The sequence below is a fragment of the Streptomyces cyanogenus genome (assembly GCF_017526105.1).
In the GTDB taxonomy this organism is placed as follows: domain Bacteria; phylum Actinomycetota; class Actinomycetes; order Streptomycetales; family Streptomycetaceae; genus Streptomyces; species Streptomyces cyanogenus.
On the sequence record NZ_CP071839.1, the window covers coordinates 7,941,582 to 7,960,308 of the forward strand.

Below are 18,727 nucleotides of genomic sequence, written 5' to 3' on the forward strand. Positions count from 1 at the left end.
CTGCCCACCATGACGGAGTCCAAGATCACCCAGCTCCAGCCCCTGCCCGACGACTGGCAGCGAGCCCTCGCCGTGGTGGCCCACCCGGACGACCTCGAATACGGGTGCTCAGCGGCGGTCGCCGCCTGGACCGACGCCGGCCGGGAGGTCACCTACCTGCTGGCCACCCGCGGCGAGGCGGGCATCGCCACCCTGGACCCCGCCGTCTGCGGCCCGCTGCGCGAACGCGAGCAGCGGGCCGGTGCCGCCGTCGTCGGCGTCCGCACCGTGGAGTTCCTCGACCACCGGGACGGCGTGATCGAGTACGGCGTCGCGCTGCGCCGCGACATCGCCGCCGCGATCCGCCGCCACCGGCCCGACCTCCTCGTCACCCTCAACCACCGTGACACCTGGGGCGGTGTCGCCTGGAACACCCCCGACCACGTCGCCGTCGGCCGCGCCACCCTGGACGCCGCGGCCGACGCCGGCAACCGCTGGGTCTTCCCGGAACTCGCCGAGCAGGGCCTGGAACCCTGGAACGGCGTCCGCCGGGTGGCCGTCGCCGGGTCCAGCAACCCCACCCACGCCGTCGACGCCAGGCCCGGCCTGGAACGGGCGGTGCGCTCGCTGCTCGAACACCGCAGCTACGTCGAGGCGTTGACCGACCAGGACCCCGAGGCGTACGTCCGCGACTTCCTCACCGAGACCACCACCGCCACCGGCAGGCGCTTCGGCGGCATACCGGCGGTGGCCTTCGAGGTGTTCGGCCGGTAGCGCGTCCGGGGCCCCTCCGGGTCGACCCTCCCCTTACGTCAGGGTCGAGGCTGTGACCGGACGAAAGGGCAGGCGCATGGGCTACTCGGTGGGGCAGGTCGCGGCGTTCGCCGGAGTGACCGTGCGGACGCCGCACCACTACGACGAAGGCGGGGCTGCTCTCGCCCGGCGAACGCAGCCCCACCGGCTACCGCCTTAACGGGACGCCGACCTGGCCCGGCTCCGGCAGATCCCTTTCTACCGCGAACTGCGCTTCCCGAGGAGCGGCTGCCCGCCGGCCTGGAGGACTGCCTGGAGGCGGGGCCCCGGCTCGTCCTCGTCGGCTTCGGGAGTATGGCCACGGGAGAGGGCGAGCGGCTGAGCGAGATCGCCGTCGCGGCGCTGCGGCGCGCCGGGCTGCGGGGCATCCTCCAGGCGGGAGCGGCACGGATCGCCGCCGACGAGGACGACATGCTCACCGCCGACGAGGTGCCGCACGCCCTGCTCTCCCCGCGGCTGGCCGCCGTCGTGCACCACGCCGGGGCGGGCACGACCGCGGTCGCCGTGCCGGTCACCGCGGACCAGCGGTTCTGAGCCGCCCGGCTCGCCGCGCTCGGTGCCGCCCCCGCCCCGGTCCCGCTGCGCGCCCTCGGCGCCGAACGGCTCGCCGCCGCGCTCGGCCTCGTGAGGAGCCGGCCGGCGTACGCCCGGGCCGCCCGGCACATGGCGGGGGAGGCCAGGGCCATCTGCCCGACCGTCCGGAGCACGCGGCCGACGGCGGGGGACAGGCTGCTTCCGCAGGTCAGTAGGCTGAACCTCATGCCGGATCAGATAGCCGACCCCGCCACCGACCTGCGCGGCGACTGCGCGCGGTGCTTCGGGCTGTGCTGCGTCGCCCTGCCCTTCGCCCGCTCCGCCGACTTCGCGCTGGACAAGCCCGCGGGCAAGCCCTGCCCGAACCTCCAGGGCGACCACCGCTGCGGGATCCATGCCGGCCTGCGGAAGAAGGGCTTCACCGGCTGCACGGTCTACGACTGCTTCGGCGCCGGCCAGAAGGTCTCGCAGGTCACCTTCGGCGGACAGGACTGGCGTACCGGACCGAAGGAGCACGCGCGCCGGATGTTCGACGTGTTCCCGGTGGTCCGGCAGCTGCACGAGCTGCTGTGGTACCTGACCGAGGCACTCGGCCTGCCCGCCGCCCGGCCCGTCCACCCCGAGCTGCGGCAGGCGCTGGAGAAGACCGAGCACCTCACCCGGCAGACCCCCGGGGAGCTGGCCGCGCTGGACGTGGCCGCGCACCGGCAGGAGGTCAACGTTCTCCTGCTGCGCACCAGCGAGCTGGCCCGGGCCGGCGCCGGCGGCAACGGCAGGGGCAAGGGGAAGGGCAGGGGCAGGGACCGGCGGGGCGCGGACCTCGTCGGCGCCCGGCTCAGGGGCGCCGACCTGCGCGGGGCAAGCCTGCGCGGCGCCTGTCTGATAGCCGCCGACCTCACCGGTGCCGACCTGCGCGACGCGGATCTGATCGGTGCCGACCTGCGCGACACCGACCTGACCGACGCGGACCTCACCGGCGCTTTCTTCCTCACCCAGCCGCAGGTCAACGCGGCCCGGGGCAGCGCGGGTACTCGGCTGCCGGCCTCAGTCACCCACCCGGTGCACTGGACAGCGGCCCGCTGACAGGGGCTCCGACGGCTCGGCCGGCCCACGCCGTGGTTCGTCCGCCGCTCCGCCGTCGGCCGGCCGTCCGGCCCCCTGTGGGTCTGCGGTGAGCCGCGGTCGGCGCTCCAGCCGCAGCCGCAGCCCCTCCGGCATCAGCGTCAGGCGTTCGGTGACGGTGAGCCGGTAGCCGGGGTCGGCGTGCAGCTCGTAGCGGCGCAGCAGCAGGCCGAGGACCAGGGTCGCCTCGTGCAGCGCGAACTGGCGGCCGATGCAGGCCCGGGCGCCGGTGCCGAACGGCTTGAAGGTGTGCGGTGGCCGGGCCCGCACGGCCGCCGCGGTGAAGCGGTCCGGGTCGAACCCGTCGGCGTCCTCCCCCCACACCTCCGGCTCGCGGTGCAGCATCGGCGTCAGCACCAGGGCCCACGCGCCCCGGCGCATCGGATGCTCCCCGGCGAGGACCGTGTCCTGCCGGGCCTCGCGGGCGAAGGCGGGCGCCGTCGGCCACAGCCGCAGCGACTCGTCCAGCACCCGGCGCACGTAGCGCAGCTTGGCGACCTGGTCGTAGCCGGGCCGCGGGGCGTCGCCCCAGACCCGGTCCACCTCGGCGCGGGCCCGGGCGGCGATCCCGGGGTGCCGGGCGAGGTAGTGCAGGGCGAAGGACAGGGCGCCCGAGGTGGTCTCGTGGCCCGCGACCAGGAATGTGATCACCTGCTTGCGGACGTTCTGCGCGGACAGCTTCTCCCCGGTCTCCGGGTGCGCGGTCGCCAGCATGCGGTCCAGCAGGTCCCCCTCGCCGCCACCGGACCGGCGCCGGGCGGCGACCAGGTCGTCGACGGTGCGGTCGAGGTACGCCATGTCGGCCGCGTTGCGCCGGGCGGCGGCGCGCAGCAGCAGCGGGGCGAGCGGCCCGGGCACGCTGTTCAGCCGCTGGGCGTAGGTGAGGGTGCCGACCATCGCCGTGACGAAGGGGTGCGGGCGGTCCCGCTCGAAGGAGCCGAAGTCGTGCCCGAAGCCGGTCCGGGCGATCGTCTCCAGGGTCAGCCGGGTCATGTCGCCGGGCACGTCCACCGTGCGCCCGGCCGCCAGCTCGCGGTCCCAGTGGTCGGTCAGCCGCCCGGCGACCGCGAGCATCATGCCGTGGTAGCCCTCCATGGCCTCCCGTGCGAACCCGGGAGCCAGGACGTCGTGCGCCAGCTGCCAGTTGGGCTCGTCGTTGTAGGCGGTGAACAGGCCGTCGCCGGCCACCGGCCGCAGATTGGCGACGCCCAGTCCGACGTGCTTGGCGAACCGGGACTCGTCGGCGAGGTCGGCGGCCAGCCGCGCCCCCCACACGAACACGAACTCCTTGCCGAAGGCCCGGCGCCGGAAGATCGGCCCGAGCTCGCGCGCGAAGCGCATCGAGTCCTGCACCGGCCGCCTCCGGTCGGCGCCGAGCACATCGCCGAGCAGCGGCAGCCGGTGCGGCGGGTGCGGTATGCGGTGCAGCCCGGGCCAGCCCTGCTCGGCGCCCCGGAAACCCTTCGGCAGCCCGGTCCCGGTGGCCCCCGTCGTCTCCGCCATGACGCGATCTCCCTTGATCAGCGGATGGTTTGAAGCAGTGACGCGCGCGTGTTGTACGTGGGTTCAATAACGGGTTCCAGTGTCGTCCTGTTGTTGAATCCACGTCAAGTAAAGTGACGTCATGCCCGCGAACCAGGGGGAACGCGCCCGGCGCAGACTCAGCACCGGGGAGCGCCGTGAGCAGCTGCTGTCGGTCGGCGCGAAGCTGTTCTCGGAGAGCCCCTACGACGACGTGTGGATCGAGCAGGTCGCCGAGATCGCCGGGGTCTCGCGCGGGCTGCTGTACCACTACTTCCCGACCAAGCGGGAGTTCTTCGCCGCCGTCGTGGAGCGGGAGAGCGCGCGGATGCTGCGCATGACGGCGGCGGTGCCCGGGGTGCCGGTGCGCGAGCAGCTGACCGCCGGCCTCGACACCTACCTCGGCTACGTCGAGGCCCACGCCCACGGCTTCCGCGCCTTCCACCGCGCCGACGCGGCCGGCGACCAGGCCGTGCGCCGGGTCTACCGGCAGGCCCTGGCCGCCCAGGAGAAGCAGATCCTGGCCGCGCTCGCCGCCGACCCCGAGTTCGGGCCCGTCGTCGAGACCGCCCCCCAGGTGCGCCTCGCGGTGCGCGGCTGGCTCGCCTTCACCACCGCCGTCTGTCTCGAATGGCTGCGCGGGGAGGGCGAGTTCAGCCGGGAACAGGTGCGCGACCTGTGCGCCCGTGCCCTGCTGGGCGTTCTCGCGCACTCCTGACGACTTCACCCGACGGTGCGGCCTGGTTGGCGTGCACCCCGATCTCCGATAGGTTAGGCAAGGCTTACCTAAGGAGGTCTCATGGGTGACACGCAGGACTGGACGGCCGCCCCCGGCGCGGCGGAACGGGCCCGCTCGGTGCTGGCCGCCGCGTGGTCGTGCGCGGTGACCGCGGACGGCGCGCGCGAGGAGTACGCCGGCGCGCACACCGTCACCGAGGACGGCGCCGTACGGCTGACGGTGCCTGACGACAGCGCCCTGTTCGGGGCGGTCCTGTGCGCCCCACGCCAGGAGCCCTCCGCCCTGCTGGAGTTCGCCGACGTGGCACCCGTACCGGTGCGCCACCGCATCCGCGCCCGGCTCTTCCTCTCCGGCTGGTTCGCCCCGTCCGAGGGCACCCTCCTCTTCCAACCCACCCGCGTGGTGCTGCGCCGGCCCGCCGGGGCGGTGGTGGTCGACCGGGACGAGTTCGCCGCCGCACGCCCCGACCCCCTCGCCGACGCCGAGGCCCGGCTGCTCACCCATCTCGCCGACGCCCACCCGGACGCCGTCGAGCGCCTCACCCGCCTGGTGCGGCCCGAGAGCCTGCACGCGGCGACGCGGGTGGCGCCGCTCGCCGTCGACCGGCACGGACTGACCCTGCGCATCGAACGCACCCGCGCCCACGGCGACGTACGGCTGCCGTTCCACGCGCCCGCCGACGACGTCGCCCAGCTCACCGAGCGCATGCACGCCCTGCTGGCCCAGGCCGCTGCCGCCGGCTGCCCCCGCGCGCTACAGCGGCAGCGCGCAGACGGCGACGGGTGACGCGAACGGCTCGCCGGCCGGGCCGAGTTCACCGCGTTCGGAGTCGACACGGAAGACGGTGACCGTGCCGGAGCGCTGGTTCGCCGCGAACAGCAGCCGGCCGTCCGGCGAGAACGCGATCTGCCGCGGGAAGTCCCCGCCCACCGGCACCGTGCCGAGCAGCCGCAGCCGGGCCCCGTCGGCCTCGACGGCGTACCGGGCCAGGCTGTTGTGGCCCCGGTTGGCGAGGAAGGCGTACCGGCCGTTCGCCGTCACCAGGATCTGCGCCGGGTAGTTGGTGCCGCCGTCCGACCCCGTCGGCTGCGGCTCGCCCACACGCAGCCGGCCGGACCGTGGGTCGTACGCGCACACGGCCACGGTGTCGTCCACCTCGTTGGCCAGATAGGCGTACCGGCCGCCCGGATGGAAGGTCAGGTGGCGCGGGCCCGCGCCGGGCCGGGTCTGCGCCCGGGCCACCTCGGTGAGCCTGCCCTCGGCCGGGTCGAGGCGGTAGGTGTACACGGTGTCGGTGCCCAGGTCGACGGCGAGGACGTGCCCCCCGTCGGGGCTGGTGACGAACTGGTGGGCGTGCGGGCCCTGTTGGCCGGGACCGGGTGGGGGAGAAGTGTGCGTGACCAGGTCGGTGCGCTCGCCCAGGGCCCCGGAGGCGTCGATCGGGTGCACGGCGACACTGCCCGAACCGTAGTTGGCGCTCAGCAGCCAGCGCCCGGTCGGATGCACCGACAGATGGCAGGGCGCGGCACCGCCGCTGCTCCGGGTGCCGAGGACCTTCCGGTCCGCGAGGCGTACGGCCGTCACCCCGCCGTCCTGCCGCTCGTCCACCGCGTACAGCGTGCGGCCGTCCGGGTGTACCGCGAGGTACGACGGGTCGGGGACGTCGGTGAGCGTGCCCGACCCGGTGATCTGCCCGGACTGCGGGTCGTACGACGCCAGGCCGATGCCGGTGCCGCCCCCCTCGACCGAGGTGTACGTGCCCACGTACAGCGGCCGGGGTCCGGACGGCCTGCGGGGCGGCGGCGCCGCGTCCGGCACGGTCCGCGGGACCTCGGTGCGCGCCGGCGGGGCGGCCGGGGACGGCACCGCCACGACGGCCGCCGCGCCGGCCACGGCCCCGACGAACCGGCGTCTGGTCCAGCCGCCGCGCTCGCCGTCCCGCCGGGCCGGGGAAGGTCCCTCTTCCGCCGTCCGTGCCTCCGTGTCCATGCCGCACCTCAGGTCGTCGGTCGCCCCGCTGGTGACAGCCACCTTGGCCCGCGCCCACCGGCAAGGGCAAGTCCGGCAACAGCCGTTGCGCGGCACGCGACGGCGATGACTACCACTGACCGTCCTCGACCGGCTTGCCCGGCGCGTCCTTCAGCGGTGTCACCTGGCCGGCGGACGGCGCCTGCCACGGGTCCAGGTCGTCCCCGAGCCACTGACCGACCGGCTCGACCGTCTCCAGGGTGTCCGTGGGGGCGAGATCCTCGGCGTCCGCGTCGTAGTAGTCGTACCAGGGCAGGCCCGCGCGGGTGTACGCCGCCCGGTCGACCGGCGACGGCGGGGGCGCCTCGCCGGTGATCCGGCGCCACTCCGGGGGCGTGACCAGGTGCACGAACACCCGCCCGGCCGGCTCCTCGGACCAGTCGCCGAGTGGCCGGTCGTCCCGGTAGACCTCCTGCCGCATCGAGCCGCCGACACCCAGCCCCATGGCCGCGGCGCGCTGCGGGGCAGCGGCGGCCGGGGGCGGGGGAGCGCCGAAAGCGGCGGCGGCCGGAGGCGGCGTCGAACCGGCGGGCGGCGGCCCGCCCGGGGCCGGCGCTGCCATGGGCAGGGCCGCGCCGAAGCCGCCGGCCGGGCCGTAACCGCCGGTCGCGCCGTAGCCGCCGAGCGGGCCCGCCGGGCCCGGCCGCAATGCCCGCTCGCGCTCCCGCTCCTGGCGCCGCCACTCGGCGAGGGCGCCCTCCTTCAGCGGGAACGACTGGAGCTGGACCCCGCCCCACACCTCCTCGCCGGTGACCTGCCCCTCCACGGTCGCGCCCAGCCCCAGCGGTACGGCCACGAACTGGCGGACCGTGCCCTTGCCGGAATTGATGCCGTCCAGCCAGGGCTGGCGGGGCAGCACCACGTAGTTCTGCGGGCGCCGGGACAGCCGGCCGCGCCACGGCTCGCCGGACACCGCGCACACCTTCCCCACGCCGACCTGGAGCGCGGCCGGCTCCGTCGTACCCGTGAAACTCAGCCACATCGCCTCGCGCAGATACACCGGCAGCATCACACCGCCGCGTGCCCGCATCGGCTCCGGCACCCGGTCGGCGTAGTCCGCCACCCGCCGGACCGGGAACTCGCCCAGCCCCGGCGGCAGCGGATGCGTGCCGCTCTCCGGCAGCCGCAGGGTGCGGACGAACCGCACCGCCACCCCGCCGGGCAGCCGCAGCGTGTTCCCGTCGATCCGGACCCCGCCACCCGTCATCCGCCCGCTCCCTCGCCTCCCGCGCCGGCTTGCCCCGGCGGCTTCCTCACCGAGAACGCTCACCGAACCCCGCGCGGTTCCGCCACAGCTCCTCCTGCACGCCGAGGCGGTCGCGCAGCCACGCCAGCCGGGGCAGCTTGGCCCGCTGCCCGCGCGAGACCCGGTCCAGCTCCTCCAGCAGGCGGCGGGCGCGGTGCTCGGTGTGCAGCTCGTCGATGATGCGGGTCGTCTCGGTCAGGACCGCCCCGAGCAACTGCCAGTGCGCCCAGTCCTTGCGGACCTCCTCCTGGAGCAGCTCGGCCAGCCGGTCCCGGGTGCCGGCCGCCGTGCGCAGTTCGGCACTCAGCCGCTCCTCCGCCGACTCGGCGTTCTCGCTCAGATGGGTGGTCACCAGCACGGCGAAGCTCACGACGGCGTCGGCGATCTCCGACAGCAGCTGCTCCACCGTCGCCCCCACCCGCGGCGGGAACAGCTCCTCGGACCCGCGGGCCTTGGCCAGGTCCGTGAACGAACGGGCCAGCACCCGCAGCACCACCGTGCAGATCTCCAGCGTGTCCAGACCGGTGCGCAGCACCACCCGGTGCAGCAGCCCCTCCTTCACCCTCGGATTGAGCCGCAGGCTGTCCTCGGCCTGCCGCAGGGCCGCGTCCACCTGGACGATGTCGTGGTCCAGCCGGCGCGCTTCGTGCAGCCGCTCGGCCGCCTGCTGCCAGGGGGTGCGGCCCGCGGCCTCCTCACCCATCCGCAGCATCAGCTGGCGCACCCGCCGCGCGAGGTCCTCGATCGACCGGCCCGCCTCGTCCACCCACACCGGGGGCGGCAGCAGCAGGTTGCAGGCGGTGCCGACGACCGCGCCGATCAGCGTCTCCACGATCCGCGCCCACGCCGTGAACCCGACCGTGGTGACCCCGAGCACCAGCATGGCGCTGATCGCCACCTCGGCCACGTACTCGTCGACGCGCACCAGGTGCCCCACGGCCAGTGAGGCCACGATCAGCAGCGCGAGGCTCCACCAGGTCAGGCCCACCAGCACACTGAACGCGATGGCGACCAGGACACCGGCGACCACCGAGTTCACCCGGCGGATGCCGTTGGTCAGGGTGGCGTAGAAGGTCACCTGGACGACCAGCAGCGCGGTCAGCGGCGCGGTGAGGGGGGCGGGCTCCGGACTCAGCCGGAGCGCGATCACGTAGGCGATCGTCGCCGCCGCCGCCGACCGCAGCGTCTGGACGACCACCGGCTCCCGGCGGCGTTTCGCCAGACGCCGCAGTCCCGTGTTCCACTCTCGTACGTCGCGCATCCCTTGGCCTGTTCCCGTTCCTCGGGGGCGTCGAACGTGGCTGTTTGCGGACTGTTTCCGTCTACTTCAGGCCAGATGCTCAGGCCGAGAGCTTGTCGAGGAATGCGTCCAGGTTGCCCCTGGCGCGGGCTATCTGCTCGTCCAGCGTCAGGCTCTCCTCGAACCGGGCGCCGGACTCCGGGGTCCTCCTGCCGCGCACGTACAGGGAACAGGCCAGGTCGGCGCACATGTACAGCCCGACCGAGTTGCCCTCGCGGCCCGCCGCGCCCGCCTTGCGCGCGGTCATCAGCGACACCCCGCTGCCCCGGTGCGTGGTGAGGCACACCGAGCACATGCTGCGGTGCAGGAAACCGTGCCGGCCGGCCGGGAAGCGCAGGGCGACGCCGACGAGTCGGCCGTCCCGCTCGGTGACCAGATAGCTGCGGTCCGGGGCGCCGGGATCCCGCCAGCCGAGGAAGTCCAGGTCGTCCCAGGGGCGTTCACCGAGATCACGCGGGACCGCCACGCGTTTGGCCTCACCCTTGGAGCAGTTGACGAACGAGGTACGGATGTCCTGCTCGGTGAGCGGTCTCATGGGGGAGTCCTTCCGTATCCGGCTGTGCCGATGAACCTAGACCCTCTAGGCTGATCGCTAGCCTAGTTAGCCAGATGAGGTAGATGCCAACGAATTTCCCGTGGGGCTCTTGATTCCGCCGTCCCCGGCTTAGCTCACAGCGTGAACTAAGGGTTGGGAGAATCTCGCGTCCCGGTGCCCGAAGGGGTATGTTGCAGGTCGGGCACGGTTCGTGAAGGGAGCCACATGGCGGGGCGCAACGGACGCACGGTACGCGACCTGAGGCGGGGCAACCGGACGGCGGTGCTCCAGCGGCTCTACTTCGACGGCCCGCTCAGCCGGTTCGAGCTCGGGCCGGCCACCGGGCTCAGCTCCGGCTCGGTCAGCAACGTGGTCGCGGATCTGATCGCCGACGGACTGGTGGAGGAGGCCGGCAGCGTCGACTCCGACGGCGGCCGGCCGCGCACCCTGCTGCGGGTCGCCCCGCACAGCGGTCAGATGATCGGCGTCGACGTCGGCGAGACCCGGGTCCGGGTCGAGCTGTTCGACCTGGCCCTCACCGAACTGGCCCGCGCCGAACGCCCGTTGGCCCCCCAGGGCTACGACGTCGAGGTCATCGCCGGTCACATCCGCGACGGTGTCGCCGAGGTCCTCGCCGCCGAACAGGCCGCCCCCGACCGCCTGCTCGGCGTCGGCGTCGGCGTCCCCGGCATCGTGGAACACACCGCGGACCGGGGCGCCGTCGTGCACGGGCAGACCATCGGCTGGGACGCGGTCCCGCTGGAGCGGCTGCTCCGCTCGGCCTCCGGGCTGCCCGACGGGGTGCCGTACTTCATCGACAACGGCGCCAAGACCCTCGGCCAGGCCGAGATGTGGTTCGGCGCCGGGCGCGGCGCCCGCAACGCCGTCGTCGTGCTCTTCGGCTCCGGCGTCGGAGCCTGCCTGGTCACGCCCGAGGTGGAGAACGGGCGGGCCGTGGAGTGGGGGCATCTGACGGTACGGGTGCGCGGGCGCCGCTGCCGCTGCGGTGCGCCGGGCTGCCTGGAGGCCTACGCGGGCGCCGAGTCGCTGCTCGCCCGCTGGCGTGAGGAGGGCGGCCGGCCGCCCGAGGACACCGACGAGGAGACCGCGCTCACCGCGATGCTCGCCGCCGCGTACCCGGCCGGGGACACCGCGCCGGACCCGGTCGCGCTGGCCGTCCTGGAGGAGACCGCGGAGTACGTCGGCGCCGGCCTCTCCGACCTGATCAACCTCTTCCAGCCCGAGCGGATCCTGATCGGCGGCTGGGCCGGGCTCCAGCTCGGCGCGCGCTTCCTGCCGGCCGTACGCCGGCACGCGGCGACGTACGCCCTGCGGCACCCGGCCGACAAGATGACCATCGAACTCGGCAGGCTCGGCCCGGACGCGGTCACCGTCGGCGCCGCGATCCTTCCCCTGGCCGAGTTCTTCGCCGACGGCGGTCGCCGCCCCGAACGAACCCCCGAGGAACGGCTTCCGGCCTGGAGCACCGCCCTCAAGGACCGCGCCCCCCACTGACCCCTCCGGGGCCGCGGGACACGAGGCGCGAGCCGACGCCCGACCACCGGCGAGAGCATGGGCCGACGGCCGGCCCCGGGTCGCCCGTCTGGCGCGCCCGGCTGCCGGCTGTGCGCCGACTGAAGCCGGCATGCCCCCGCGGGACGCAGGCCACCGGCACATACGCAACCCGGCCGCCCTCGAGCGCGCAGGCCGACGGCCGGCCGGTATCGCCCGCCCCGGCTCCGGGCCTGTGCCCTGACACCGGGCGTCCCCCGGCGGGGGGCTGGCCCCCATGGGAAACCGGATGCTCGCCTGCCCGGCACGACTCAGGCCGACGGCTCCTGCGGCGCCGGGTGTTCCGGGTGGACCGTGCCCGAGCGGGGGGCGCCGCTCGGGCCGGTGCCGGCCTCGTCCGTGTCCGGGACGGAGGCCTCGTCCGGCTCGTCGTCCTGCGTGCGGCCCGGGGCGACGTCCCAGGGGTCCTCGTCCGGCCGGGCCTGCTGGTCGGGCATGTCCCGGGGGACCGGCCGCTGCTCGGCGCCGGGCCGGCGCTGCTGCTCAGGCATGGTGTTCTCCGCTCCTCCGTAGGCTCGGGCGCATCCGGTCAGCCGACCTTCCGCCCCCGCATCGGCTCGGTCCCCATCCCGCCGCCCTGCTGCAGGCCGTCCAGGAACTCCTGGAACACCTCGGTCGCGGTGTGCCGGGGCTCCCACTCCAGCTCCGCGCGCGCCCGGGCGCAGTCCATCAGCGGCAGCCGCAGCACGGCGTCGAACAGGTGCGGGGACGCGGGCAGCAGGCGCAGCCCCCAGGCGGCGGCGATCGCCGACCGGGCCGCCGTACGCGGCAGCCGCACCGGCCGGGACCCGAGCAACTCGGCGAGGACACCGGCGTCCAGCGGGGGATCGGCCGCCAGGTTGAAGGCGCCCCGGGCGCTGTCCGAGCGCACCGCCAGCCGGTAGGCCTCGGCGGCGTCGTCCGTGTGCAGCGCCTGCACCCGCAGGCCCGGGATGTCCGGCAGGAACGGCAGCAGTTCCGGCCGGGCCAGCGGACCGGGCAGGAACTTCCCGCCGAAGATGCGCCGCTGCTCGCTCGCCGACTCCCACTTGAACAGGAACGCCGGGCGCATCCGGACCACCCGCACCTCGGGGTGGTCGCGCTCGAAGACGTCCAGCGTGCGCTCCAGGTAGGCCTTCTCCCGGCAGTACGCGGCGTCCGGCCAGCCGTGCGTGGGCCAGGACTCGTCCACCGGGCGGTCCTTCGGCCCCGGCGAGTACGCCCCGACGGAGGAGGCGTGCACCAGTACCGGCACCCGGGCGGCGGCGACCGCCTCGAACACCCGGATGGAGCCGAGCACGTTGGTCCGCCAGGTGGTGACGGGATCGTGCGTCGGCTGGAACGCCCAGGCCAGATGGATCACGGCGTCGGCGCCCTCGAACCGCTCGGCGACGTTGGCCTCGTCCGAGCCCAGGTCGACGGCGGACCACTCGGTCTTCGGCGGCGACCAGTCGGGCGTGCGCCGGGCCAGTCCCCGTACCGACTTGATGCCCGGATCCTCCGAGAGCAGACGCACCACACTCGTCCCGACATTGCCGGTGGCGCCTGTCACGACGACCCTGCTGCCCGCTGAGCTGCTCACCTTCGGCTCCTCTCGTCGGCACGGCGGAGGCTGCGACGAGCGGCCGGGTACCCGGGCGGCGGACCCGCACACGCGGCGCCGCCGCGACAGCGGCAACAGCGGCAAGGGAAGCCCCGGTAGTGACGGCGGCAAGGGAAAGCCCCGGTCGTGACGGGGGAATCACGGCCGGGGCGGTCGGAGTGTGGGCGCGGATGGCGGTCGCCTCTCGGCGAAAGGCTCCACAGGGCTTCAGCCGAACGATCGTCCCTGTGGGCAAAAGGTGAGGCCCGGGGACACTGTCCCATCCGCACCCACAGCTCGTTCAACGGGCAACCACCCCTGGGTGTTCCGTCCGTGTTCGTGACCTGTGTCACCACCGGGCACCGCTCAGCCCAGCGGGCTCCCGGCCAGGCGCGCCAGCAGGTCGGCGGGGTCGGCGTACACCGCCTGCGCGCCCGCCTCCTCCAGGTCGGCCCGGGGGATCCCACCGCACAGCAGCCCGACACAGCGCACCCCGGCCTTGCTGCCCGCCCGCATGTCCCACACGGTGTCCCCGACGAACACCGCCCGCGAGGCCGGCACCCCGGCCAGCTCCAGCGCGTGTTCCACGGGCTCCGGGGCCGGCTTGCCCCGCTCGACGTCGTCGGCGCTCGCCATGCCGGTGATGGCGTCGTCCGCGTCGATCGCCCGGCGCAGCGCGCCCAGCTCGGCACCGCTCGCCGAGGTGGCGAGGACCACCGTCCAGCCGTCGGCGTGCAGCCGCCGCAGCAGGTCCCCGGCCCCCGGCAGGGCCGGGAGCCGCTCGAAGAACTGGCCGTACAGCGCCGTGTGCGCCGCGCTCAGCCCGGCGTCCTCGTCGGGGTCCCGGTCGTCGCCCAGCAGATGGGCGATCAGATCCGTGGAGCCCAGACCGACGGCCCGGTGCACGTCGTGCATGGACACGTCGTGACCGGCCTGCCGGAACGCCTCCCACCAGGTGACGACATGCAGGGCATTGGTGTCGACGAGCGTTCCGTCGACGTCGAACACGGCGGCACGGTCCATCCGGGGATCCCTTCTCTCAGCTTCCGGACCGGGTACCACGCCCGGACCCGGCCACGCGTGCCGGCACCCGGCCCTCACGGGTCCAGTCCAGCAGCTCCTCGGCCGACCAGGTGGTCACCACCCGTTCGGGCGGCACCCCGCACTCCTCGGCCCGGGCGCAGCCGAGGATCTGCCAGTCCAGCTGGCCGGGCGCGTGTGCGTCGGTGTCGACCGAGAACAGCACCCCCGCCTCGACCGCCCGGCGCAGCAGCCGCCGGGGCGGGTCCAGCCGTTCCGGGCGGCTGTTGATCTCCACGGCGGTGCCGGACTCGGCGCACGCGGCGAAGACCTCGTCCGCGTCGAACCGGGACTCGGGCCGCCCCCGGCCCGTGACCAGGCGTCCCGTGCAGTGCCCCAGGACGTCGGCGTGCGGGCTGCGTACGGCGGCCACCATCCGGCGGGTCATGGACCGTGCGTCCATCCGCAGCTTGGAGTGCACCGACACCACGACCACGTCCAGCTGCTCCAGCAGCTCCTCCTCCTGGTCCAGCGAGCCGTCGTCGAGGATGTCGCACTCGATGCCGGTGAGCAGCCGGAACGGTGCCCAGCGGGCGTTCAGCCCGGCCACCACCGCGAGCTGCTCGCGCAGCCGCTCGGGCGACAGCCCGCGGGCCACGGTCAGTCGCGGAGAGTGGTCGGTGAGCGCGGTCCACTCGTGCCCCAGCTCGGCCGCCGCCCGCCCCATCTCCTCGATCGGGCTGCCCCCGTCGGACCAGTCCGAGTGCGTGTGGCAGTCGCCGCGGATCAGCGCCCGCAGCCCGGCACCGGGCCCCTCGGCGCCGGCCGGCGTCCCGGCCTCCTCCTCCAGCCTGCGCAGATAACCGGGCACCTCACCGGCCAGCGCCTCCCGCACCACCTGCGCGGTCTTCGGCCCGACCCCCTTGAGCGACTCCAGCGTTCCGTCCGCGGCCCGCGCCGCCACCTCGCCCTCGGGGAGCGCGGCCAGCGTCCGGGAGGCGGTGCGAAAGGCCCGTACCCGATACGTGGGCGCGAGCGCCCGCTCCAGCAGGAAGGCGATCCGGTCGAGGGCAGCGACGGGGTCCATGGGAACCAAGGGTGCACCAGCCGCCCCGGAGGGGCGCGGGGAACCGCGCGGGTGACCGGCCACGAGCCGCGGCCCGCGACGGTCGGTGACCCCTCACGGCGAAACCCGTTTGCCCCCACCGCCCCCGGGTACTGCGGTGACTCGTCCGGACACCCACCGTGAGGAGGCGAGCCATGCCCGCACCAGCCGTGCAGCGAACGGCGCTGATCACCGGCGCGGACTCCGGCATCGGCCGGGCCACCGCCGTACGCCTAGCCGAGGCCGGCCTGGACATCGGCATCACTTGGCACGCGGACGAGAAGGGCGCCGAGGAGACGGCGCGGGAGGTCCGCGCGCACGGCCGCCGCGCGGCCGTCGCCCAGCTGGACCTCACCCGGCTGCCCGAGGCCGCCGACACCGTGGACCGGCTCTGTGACGAGCTGGGCCGGATCGACGTACTCGTCAACAACGCCGGTACGGGCACCATGACCCCCTTCCTGGACCTGACCCTGACCGATGTGCGCCGGGTCCTGGACGTCGACCTCGTCGGCCCGTTCCTGCTCGGTCAGCGGGCCGCGCGGCGCATGATCCGGCAGGGCGACGGCGGCCGGATCGTCAACGTCACCTCCGTGCACGAGCACCAGCCCCGGGTCGGCGCGGCCCCGTACTGCGCGGCCAAGGGCGGCCTCGGCCTGCTCACCCAGGTGATGGCCCTGGAGCTGGCCGAGCACGGCATCACCGTGAACGCGGTCGCGCCGGGCGAGATCGCCACCCCGATGACCGGCCAGGAGGACACCGACGTCCACACCGAGCGGCGCCCCGGCGTGCCGCTCGGCCGGCCCGGTGACGCCCGCGAGGTCGCCGCGGTGATCGCCTTCCTCGCCGGCCCGGACGCCTCCTACGTCACCGGCGCCTCCTGGAGTGTCGACGGCGGCATGCTGCGCATGGGCCCGCAGGCCGGCTCCCATCTGACCAGCGACGACTGGCGCCGGCCGTGAGCCGCCGCTGAGAGGCCGAGGAGGGCGGAGGAGGTCGAGGGTGAGGCTGCGCACCAGCTCGTGCGACGGCCCCGGCTACACACGTATCCGCTGCGGCCGGGGTTTCCGCTATGCCGACGCCACCGGCGAGCCCCTCACCGACCCCGAGCAGCTCGCCCGCATCCGGGCCCTGACCGTCCCGCCCGCCTGGCGCGACGTGTGGATCTGCCCGTGGCCCAACGGCCACCTCCAGGCCGTCGGCACCGACGACGCCGGGCGCCGCCAGTACCTGTACCACGAGCAGTTCCGCGCCGAGCAGGACAAGGCCAAGCACGAGCACGTACGGCAGGTCGCGCGGACCCTGCCGGAGCTGCGCGCCAGGGTGGCGCTCGACCTGGCCGGACGCGGGCTGAGCCGGGACCGGGTCACCGCCTGCGCGGTCCGCCTGCTCGACCTGGGCTTCTTCCGGATCGGCAGCGACCGGCACACCCGCACCAGCGAGACCTACGGCCTGACGACCATGCTCCGTGAGCACGTCGACTGCGGCCGCGGCGAGATCACCTTCAGCTACCCGGCCAAGGGCGGCACCGCGATGGTCCGCGCCCTCGTCGACGAGCAGGTCCACGAGGTCGCCCGGGCCCTGGTGCGCCGCCCGCGCGGTGGCGACCGCTTCCTCGTCTACTGGGACCGCCGCGCCTGGCACGACCTGCACGGCGACGACCTCAACGAGGCCCTGCGCCGGCTGTCCGGCACCGATGTCACCGCCAAGGACTTCCGCACCTGGCACGCCACCGTGCTGGCCGCCGTGGCGGTCTCCGTGGCCGCGCGCGACGCCCGGGCGACCGATGCCGCCCGGCGCCGGCAGATCACCCGGGCCGTCCGCGAGGTCAGCCACTACCTGGGCAACACGCCCGCGGTGTGGCGGTCGTCGTACATCGACCCGAAGGTGTTCGAGCTGTTCGAGCAGGGTGTGACCGTGGCCCCCGCGCTCACCCGGCTGGGCGAACACGGGGAGTTCGGGCGTCCGGCCACCCAGGGGGCCGTCGAGGCTGCCGTACTGGATCTTCTGGACGGAGCCGCTGGATGACCCGTCGGCGCGGGTTGCGTTCTACCCTCGATTGCATGACCGAACAAGCAGCTCCCCACATCTCCCATCCGCGGGTCCTGGTCCACGGGGTGTGCCCGGGCCGGCACGGCGAGCCGCCCTTCCGGATCATGGAGATCGACGGTCAGGTGGTCGGCGAGGCGAGGACCATCACGGACGTGCTGGAGACGGCCGCCTCCTACGGCATCCCCATCCACGACCTGGACGACCCGGACGCGGTTCGCTGGGTGGGCGGTGACAAGTACACCTGGAGAGTGCGCTGACCGGCCGGCGCGTCGGGCTCAGCCGACCGTCCACTTCTGGTTGGCGCCGCCCGTGCAGGTCCAGATCTGCAGCCGGGTCCCGTTGGCCGCGTTGCTCCCGGTCACGTCCAGGCACTTGTTCGCCTGCGGGTTGACGATGTCGCGGGCCGCCGGGAGGGCCCACTTCTGCGCGGCGCTGCCGTTGCAGTCCCACAGCTGGACGGGCGTGCCGTCGGCGGTGCCGCCGCCGCTGACGTCCAGGCACTTGCCGAGCGCCCGGAGCGTGCCGTCCGAGCCGACGGTCCACGCCTGCGCGCCCGTGCCGTTGCAGTCGTAGAGCTGGACCGGGGTTCCGTTCGCGGCGTTCGCCCCGGCGATGTCCACGCACTTGCCCGCGAGGCCCCGGATCGGCACGCCGGCCGCGCTGTCGCTCGTCGTCACCGACACCGAGTCCACCACCAGCGCTTGCGGGAACTGCGTCGAGCCGTCCGGGTCGCCGGGCCAGTAGCCGCCGACCGCGAGGTTCAGGATCAGGAAGAACGGCTTGTTGAACACCCAGGTCTTCCCGCCCAGGTCGGCGGGCGTGCGGCGCTGGTAGACGTTCCCGTCCACCGACCAGGTGATCGAGTCGGGCGCCCAGTCGACGGCGAAGGTGTGGAAGGCGTCCGCGAAGGCCTGCCCGTTCGGCAGCGAGTACGGGGCGCCTATGCCGCCCGAGCCGGAGTAGCCGGGGCCGTGGATGGTGCCGTGCACGGTGGAGGGCTCGAAGCCGACGTTCTCCATCACGTCGATCTCACCCGAGTCCGGCCAGTTGACCGGCGTGCCGAGCATCCAGAACGCGGGCCACATGCCCTGCCCGCGCGGGATCTTCATCCGGGCCTCGACATGGCCGTACTGGGCGTTGAACTTCCCGGCCGTGTTCAGCCGGGCCGAGGTGTACTGGCAACTGCCGTACCAGCACTGGTAGCCGGCCGGGTTCTCCTTGCGGGCCGTGATCACCAGATGGCCCTGGCCGTCCAGGGCCGCGTTCTTCGTGCCCGAGGTGTAGTACTGCCGCTCGTGGTTGTTGACGTTGTCGCCGGTCTCCAGGGTCCACTTCGAGGAGTCGACCGCGGCGCCCGCGGGCCCGTCGAAGGTGTCGGAGAAGGTGGTGACGGCCGCGGCCGCCGGGGCGGCGGTCCGGGCCTGCGCCGGGCCGACGGCGGCGGAGCCGACGAGCGCGGCGGAGAGGGCGGCGAGGAGACATCTGCGGAGCAGGCGCGAGGAGGCCATGGCTCTCCGTTCGGTGGGGGGCGGGAGCGGTGTGCCTCTTGATTTAAGAAGTGAGATAAGGGAGCGTCAAGTCCCTGGTGCAGACCTGCCCCTGA

18 protein-coding genes and 2 pseudogenes are annotated in these 18,727 nt (G+C 74.3%); 10 read left to right on the forward strand and 10 right to left on the reverse strand.

From position 1 onward, the window contains the following. Positions 1-9 precede the first annotated feature (9 nt). From S1361_RS35195 to S1361_RS35205, 4 genes and pseudogenes are all read left to right on the forward strand, one after another. A complete protein-coding gene (locus S1361_RS35195) occupies positions 10-753 on the forward strand; it encodes a PIG-L deacetylase family protein (protein ID WP_208035878.1) in 744 nt (247 codons plus the stop codon). Between the two features lie 76 nt (positions 754-829). Next, positions 830-1,012: pseudogene (locus S1361_RS40450) on the forward strand (MerR family transcriptional regulator); the annotation flags it as partial. Next, positions 1,009-1,467, forward strand: a pseudogene (locus S1361_RS35200) (glycosyltransferase); the annotation flags it as partial. The pseudogenes S1361_RS40450 and S1361_RS35200, both read left to right, overlap by 4 nt. A gap of 84 nt (positions 1,468-1,551) precedes the next feature. Next, on the forward strand, positions 1,552-2,409 hold the full coding sequence (locus S1361_RS35205) for a pentapeptide repeat-containing protein (protein ID WP_208036910.1): 858 nt from the start codon (positions 1,552-1,554) through the stop codon (positions 2,407-2,409). Here S1361_RS35205 and S1361_RS35210 read toward each other — a convergent pair. Continuing rightward, positions 2,371-3,951 (reverse strand): cytochrome P450, encoded by a 1,581-nt coding sequence (locus tag S1361_RS35210; RefSeq protein WP_208035879.1) that lies wholly within the window; start codon positions 3,949-3,951, stop codon positions 2,371-2,373. The genes S1361_RS35205 and S1361_RS35210 overlap by 39 nt on opposite strands. A gap of 121 nt (positions 3,952-4,072) precedes the next feature. Between S1361_RS35210 and S1361_RS35215 the strand changes: the two genes are divergently transcribed. Together S1361_RS35215 and S1361_RS35220 are read left to right on the forward strand one after the other, a co-directional pair. Then, the gene (locus S1361_RS35215; RefSeq protein WP_208035880.1) at positions 4,073-4,687 is read left to right on the forward strand and encodes a TetR/AcrR family transcriptional regulator; all 615 of its coding nucleotides are present in this window, start codon (positions 4,073-4,075) and stop codon (positions 4,685-4,687) included. A gap of 81 nt (positions 4,688-4,768) precedes the next feature. Then, positions 4,769-5,494: a DUF2470 domain-containing protein gene (locus S1361_RS35220; protein ID WP_208035881.1), complete on the forward strand. Its 726-nt coding sequence runs from the start codon at positions 4,769-4,771 to the stop codon at positions 5,492-5,494. Here the strand turns inward: S1361_RS35220 and S1361_RS35225 are convergent. The 4 genes from S1361_RS35225 to S1361_RS35240 all read right to left on the reverse strand — a co-directional run bounded on the left by S1361_RS35225 (position 5,462) and on the right by S1361_RS35240 (position 9,817). Beyond that, a complete protein-coding gene (locus S1361_RS35225; RefSeq protein ID WP_208035882.1) occupies positions 5,462-6,697 on the reverse strand; it encodes a lactonase family protein in 1,236 nt (411 codons plus the stop codon). The two genes, S1361_RS35220 and S1361_RS35225, sit on opposite strands and share 33 nt — an antisense overlap. 109 nt (positions 6,698-6,806) lie before the next feature. Continuing rightward, on the reverse strand, positions 6,807-7,943 hold the full coding sequence (locus S1361_RS35230; protein WP_208035883.1) for a hypothetical protein: 1,137 nt from the start codon (positions 7,941-7,943) through the stop codon (positions 6,807-6,809). Positions 7,944-7,989: 46 nt separating this feature from the next. Continuing rightward, the gene (locus tag S1361_RS35235; RefSeq protein ID WP_208035884.1) at positions 7,990-9,243 is read right to left on the reverse strand and encodes an aromatic acid exporter family protein; all 1,254 of its coding nucleotides are present in this window, start codon (positions 9,241-9,243) and stop codon (positions 7,990-7,992) included. 79 nt (positions 9,244-9,322) lie between these two features. After that, positions 9,323-9,817 carry an FBP domain-containing protein gene (locus S1361_RS35240; RefSeq protein ID WP_208035885.1) on the reverse strand — a complete coding sequence of 165 codons (495 nt, stop codon included), beginning with the start codon at positions 9,815-9,817 and terminating at the stop codon, positions 9,323-9,325. A gap of 225 nt (positions 9,818-10,042) precedes the next feature. On the opposite strand from S1361_RS35240, the gene S1361_RS35245 reads away from it, so the two are divergent. After that, positions 10,043-11,332 (forward strand): ROK family transcriptional regulator, encoded by a 1,290-nt coding sequence (locus S1361_RS35245; protein WP_208035886.1) that lies wholly within the window; start codon positions 10,043-10,045, stop codon positions 11,330-11,332. Positions 11,333-11,640: 308 nt separating this feature from the next. Here S1361_RS35245 and S1361_RS35250 read toward each other — a convergent pair whose 3' ends face one another. The 4 genes from S1361_RS35250 to S1361_RS35265 all read right to left on the reverse strand — a co-directional run bounded on the left by S1361_RS35250 (position 11,641) and on the right by S1361_RS35265 (position 15,057). After that, a complete protein-coding gene (locus S1361_RS35250; protein ID WP_208035887.1) occupies positions 11,641-11,880 on the reverse strand; it encodes a hypothetical protein in 240 nt (79 codons plus the stop codon). 38 nt (positions 11,881-11,918) lie between these two features. Continuing rightward, complete coding sequence (locus S1361_RS35255; protein ID WP_208035888.1) at positions 11,919-12,950, reverse strand: SDR family oxidoreductase; 1,032 nt, start codon at positions 12,948-12,950, stop codon at positions 11,919-11,921. Positions 12,951-13,316: 366 nt separating this feature from the next. Then, positions 13,317-13,973, reverse strand: coding sequence for an HAD family hydrolase (locus tag S1361_RS35260; protein ID WP_208035889.1), 657 nt, complete (start codon positions 13,971-13,973; stop codon positions 13,317-13,319). 16 nt (positions 13,974-13,989) lie between these two features. After that, the gene (locus S1361_RS35265) at positions 13,990-15,057 is read right to left on the reverse strand and encodes a PHP domain-containing protein (protein WP_208035890.1); all 1,068 of its coding nucleotides are present in this window, start codon (positions 15,055-15,057) and stop codon (positions 13,990-13,992) included. A gap of 173 nt (positions 15,058-15,230) precedes the next feature. Between S1361_RS35265 and S1361_RS35270 the strand changes: the two genes are divergently transcribed. Genes S1361_RS35270 through S1361_RS35280 form a run of 3 tightly spaced genes read left to right on the forward strand, consistent with a single transcriptional unit; the run spans position 15,231 to position 17,381 of the window. Then, positions 15,231-16,034 carry an SDR family oxidoreductase gene (locus S1361_RS35270; RefSeq protein WP_208035891.1) on the forward strand — a complete coding sequence of 268 codons (804 nt, stop codon included), beginning with the start codon at positions 15,231-15,233 and terminating at the stop codon, positions 16,032-16,034. Positions 16,035-16,074: 40 nt separating this feature from the next. Then, the gene (locus S1361_RS35275; RefSeq protein ID WP_208035892.1) at positions 16,075-17,100 is read left to right on the forward strand and encodes a DNA topoisomerase IB; all 1,026 of its coding nucleotides are present in this window, start codon (positions 16,075-16,077) and stop codon (positions 17,098-17,100) included. 35 nt (positions 17,101-17,135) lie between these two features. After that, complete coding sequence (locus S1361_RS35280) at positions 17,136-17,381, forward strand: hypothetical protein (RefSeq protein WP_208035893.1); 246 nt, start codon at positions 17,136-17,138, stop codon at positions 17,379-17,381. Between the two features lie 18 nt (positions 17,382-17,399). On the opposite strand, the gene S1361_RS35285 is transcribed toward S1361_RS35280, so the two are convergent. Then, a complete protein-coding gene (locus S1361_RS35285; RefSeq protein WP_208035894.1) occupies positions 17,400-18,632 on the reverse strand; it encodes a glycoside hydrolase family 16 protein in 1,233 nt (410 codons plus the stop codon). Between the last annotated feature and the right edge of the window lie 95 nt (positions 18,633-18,727).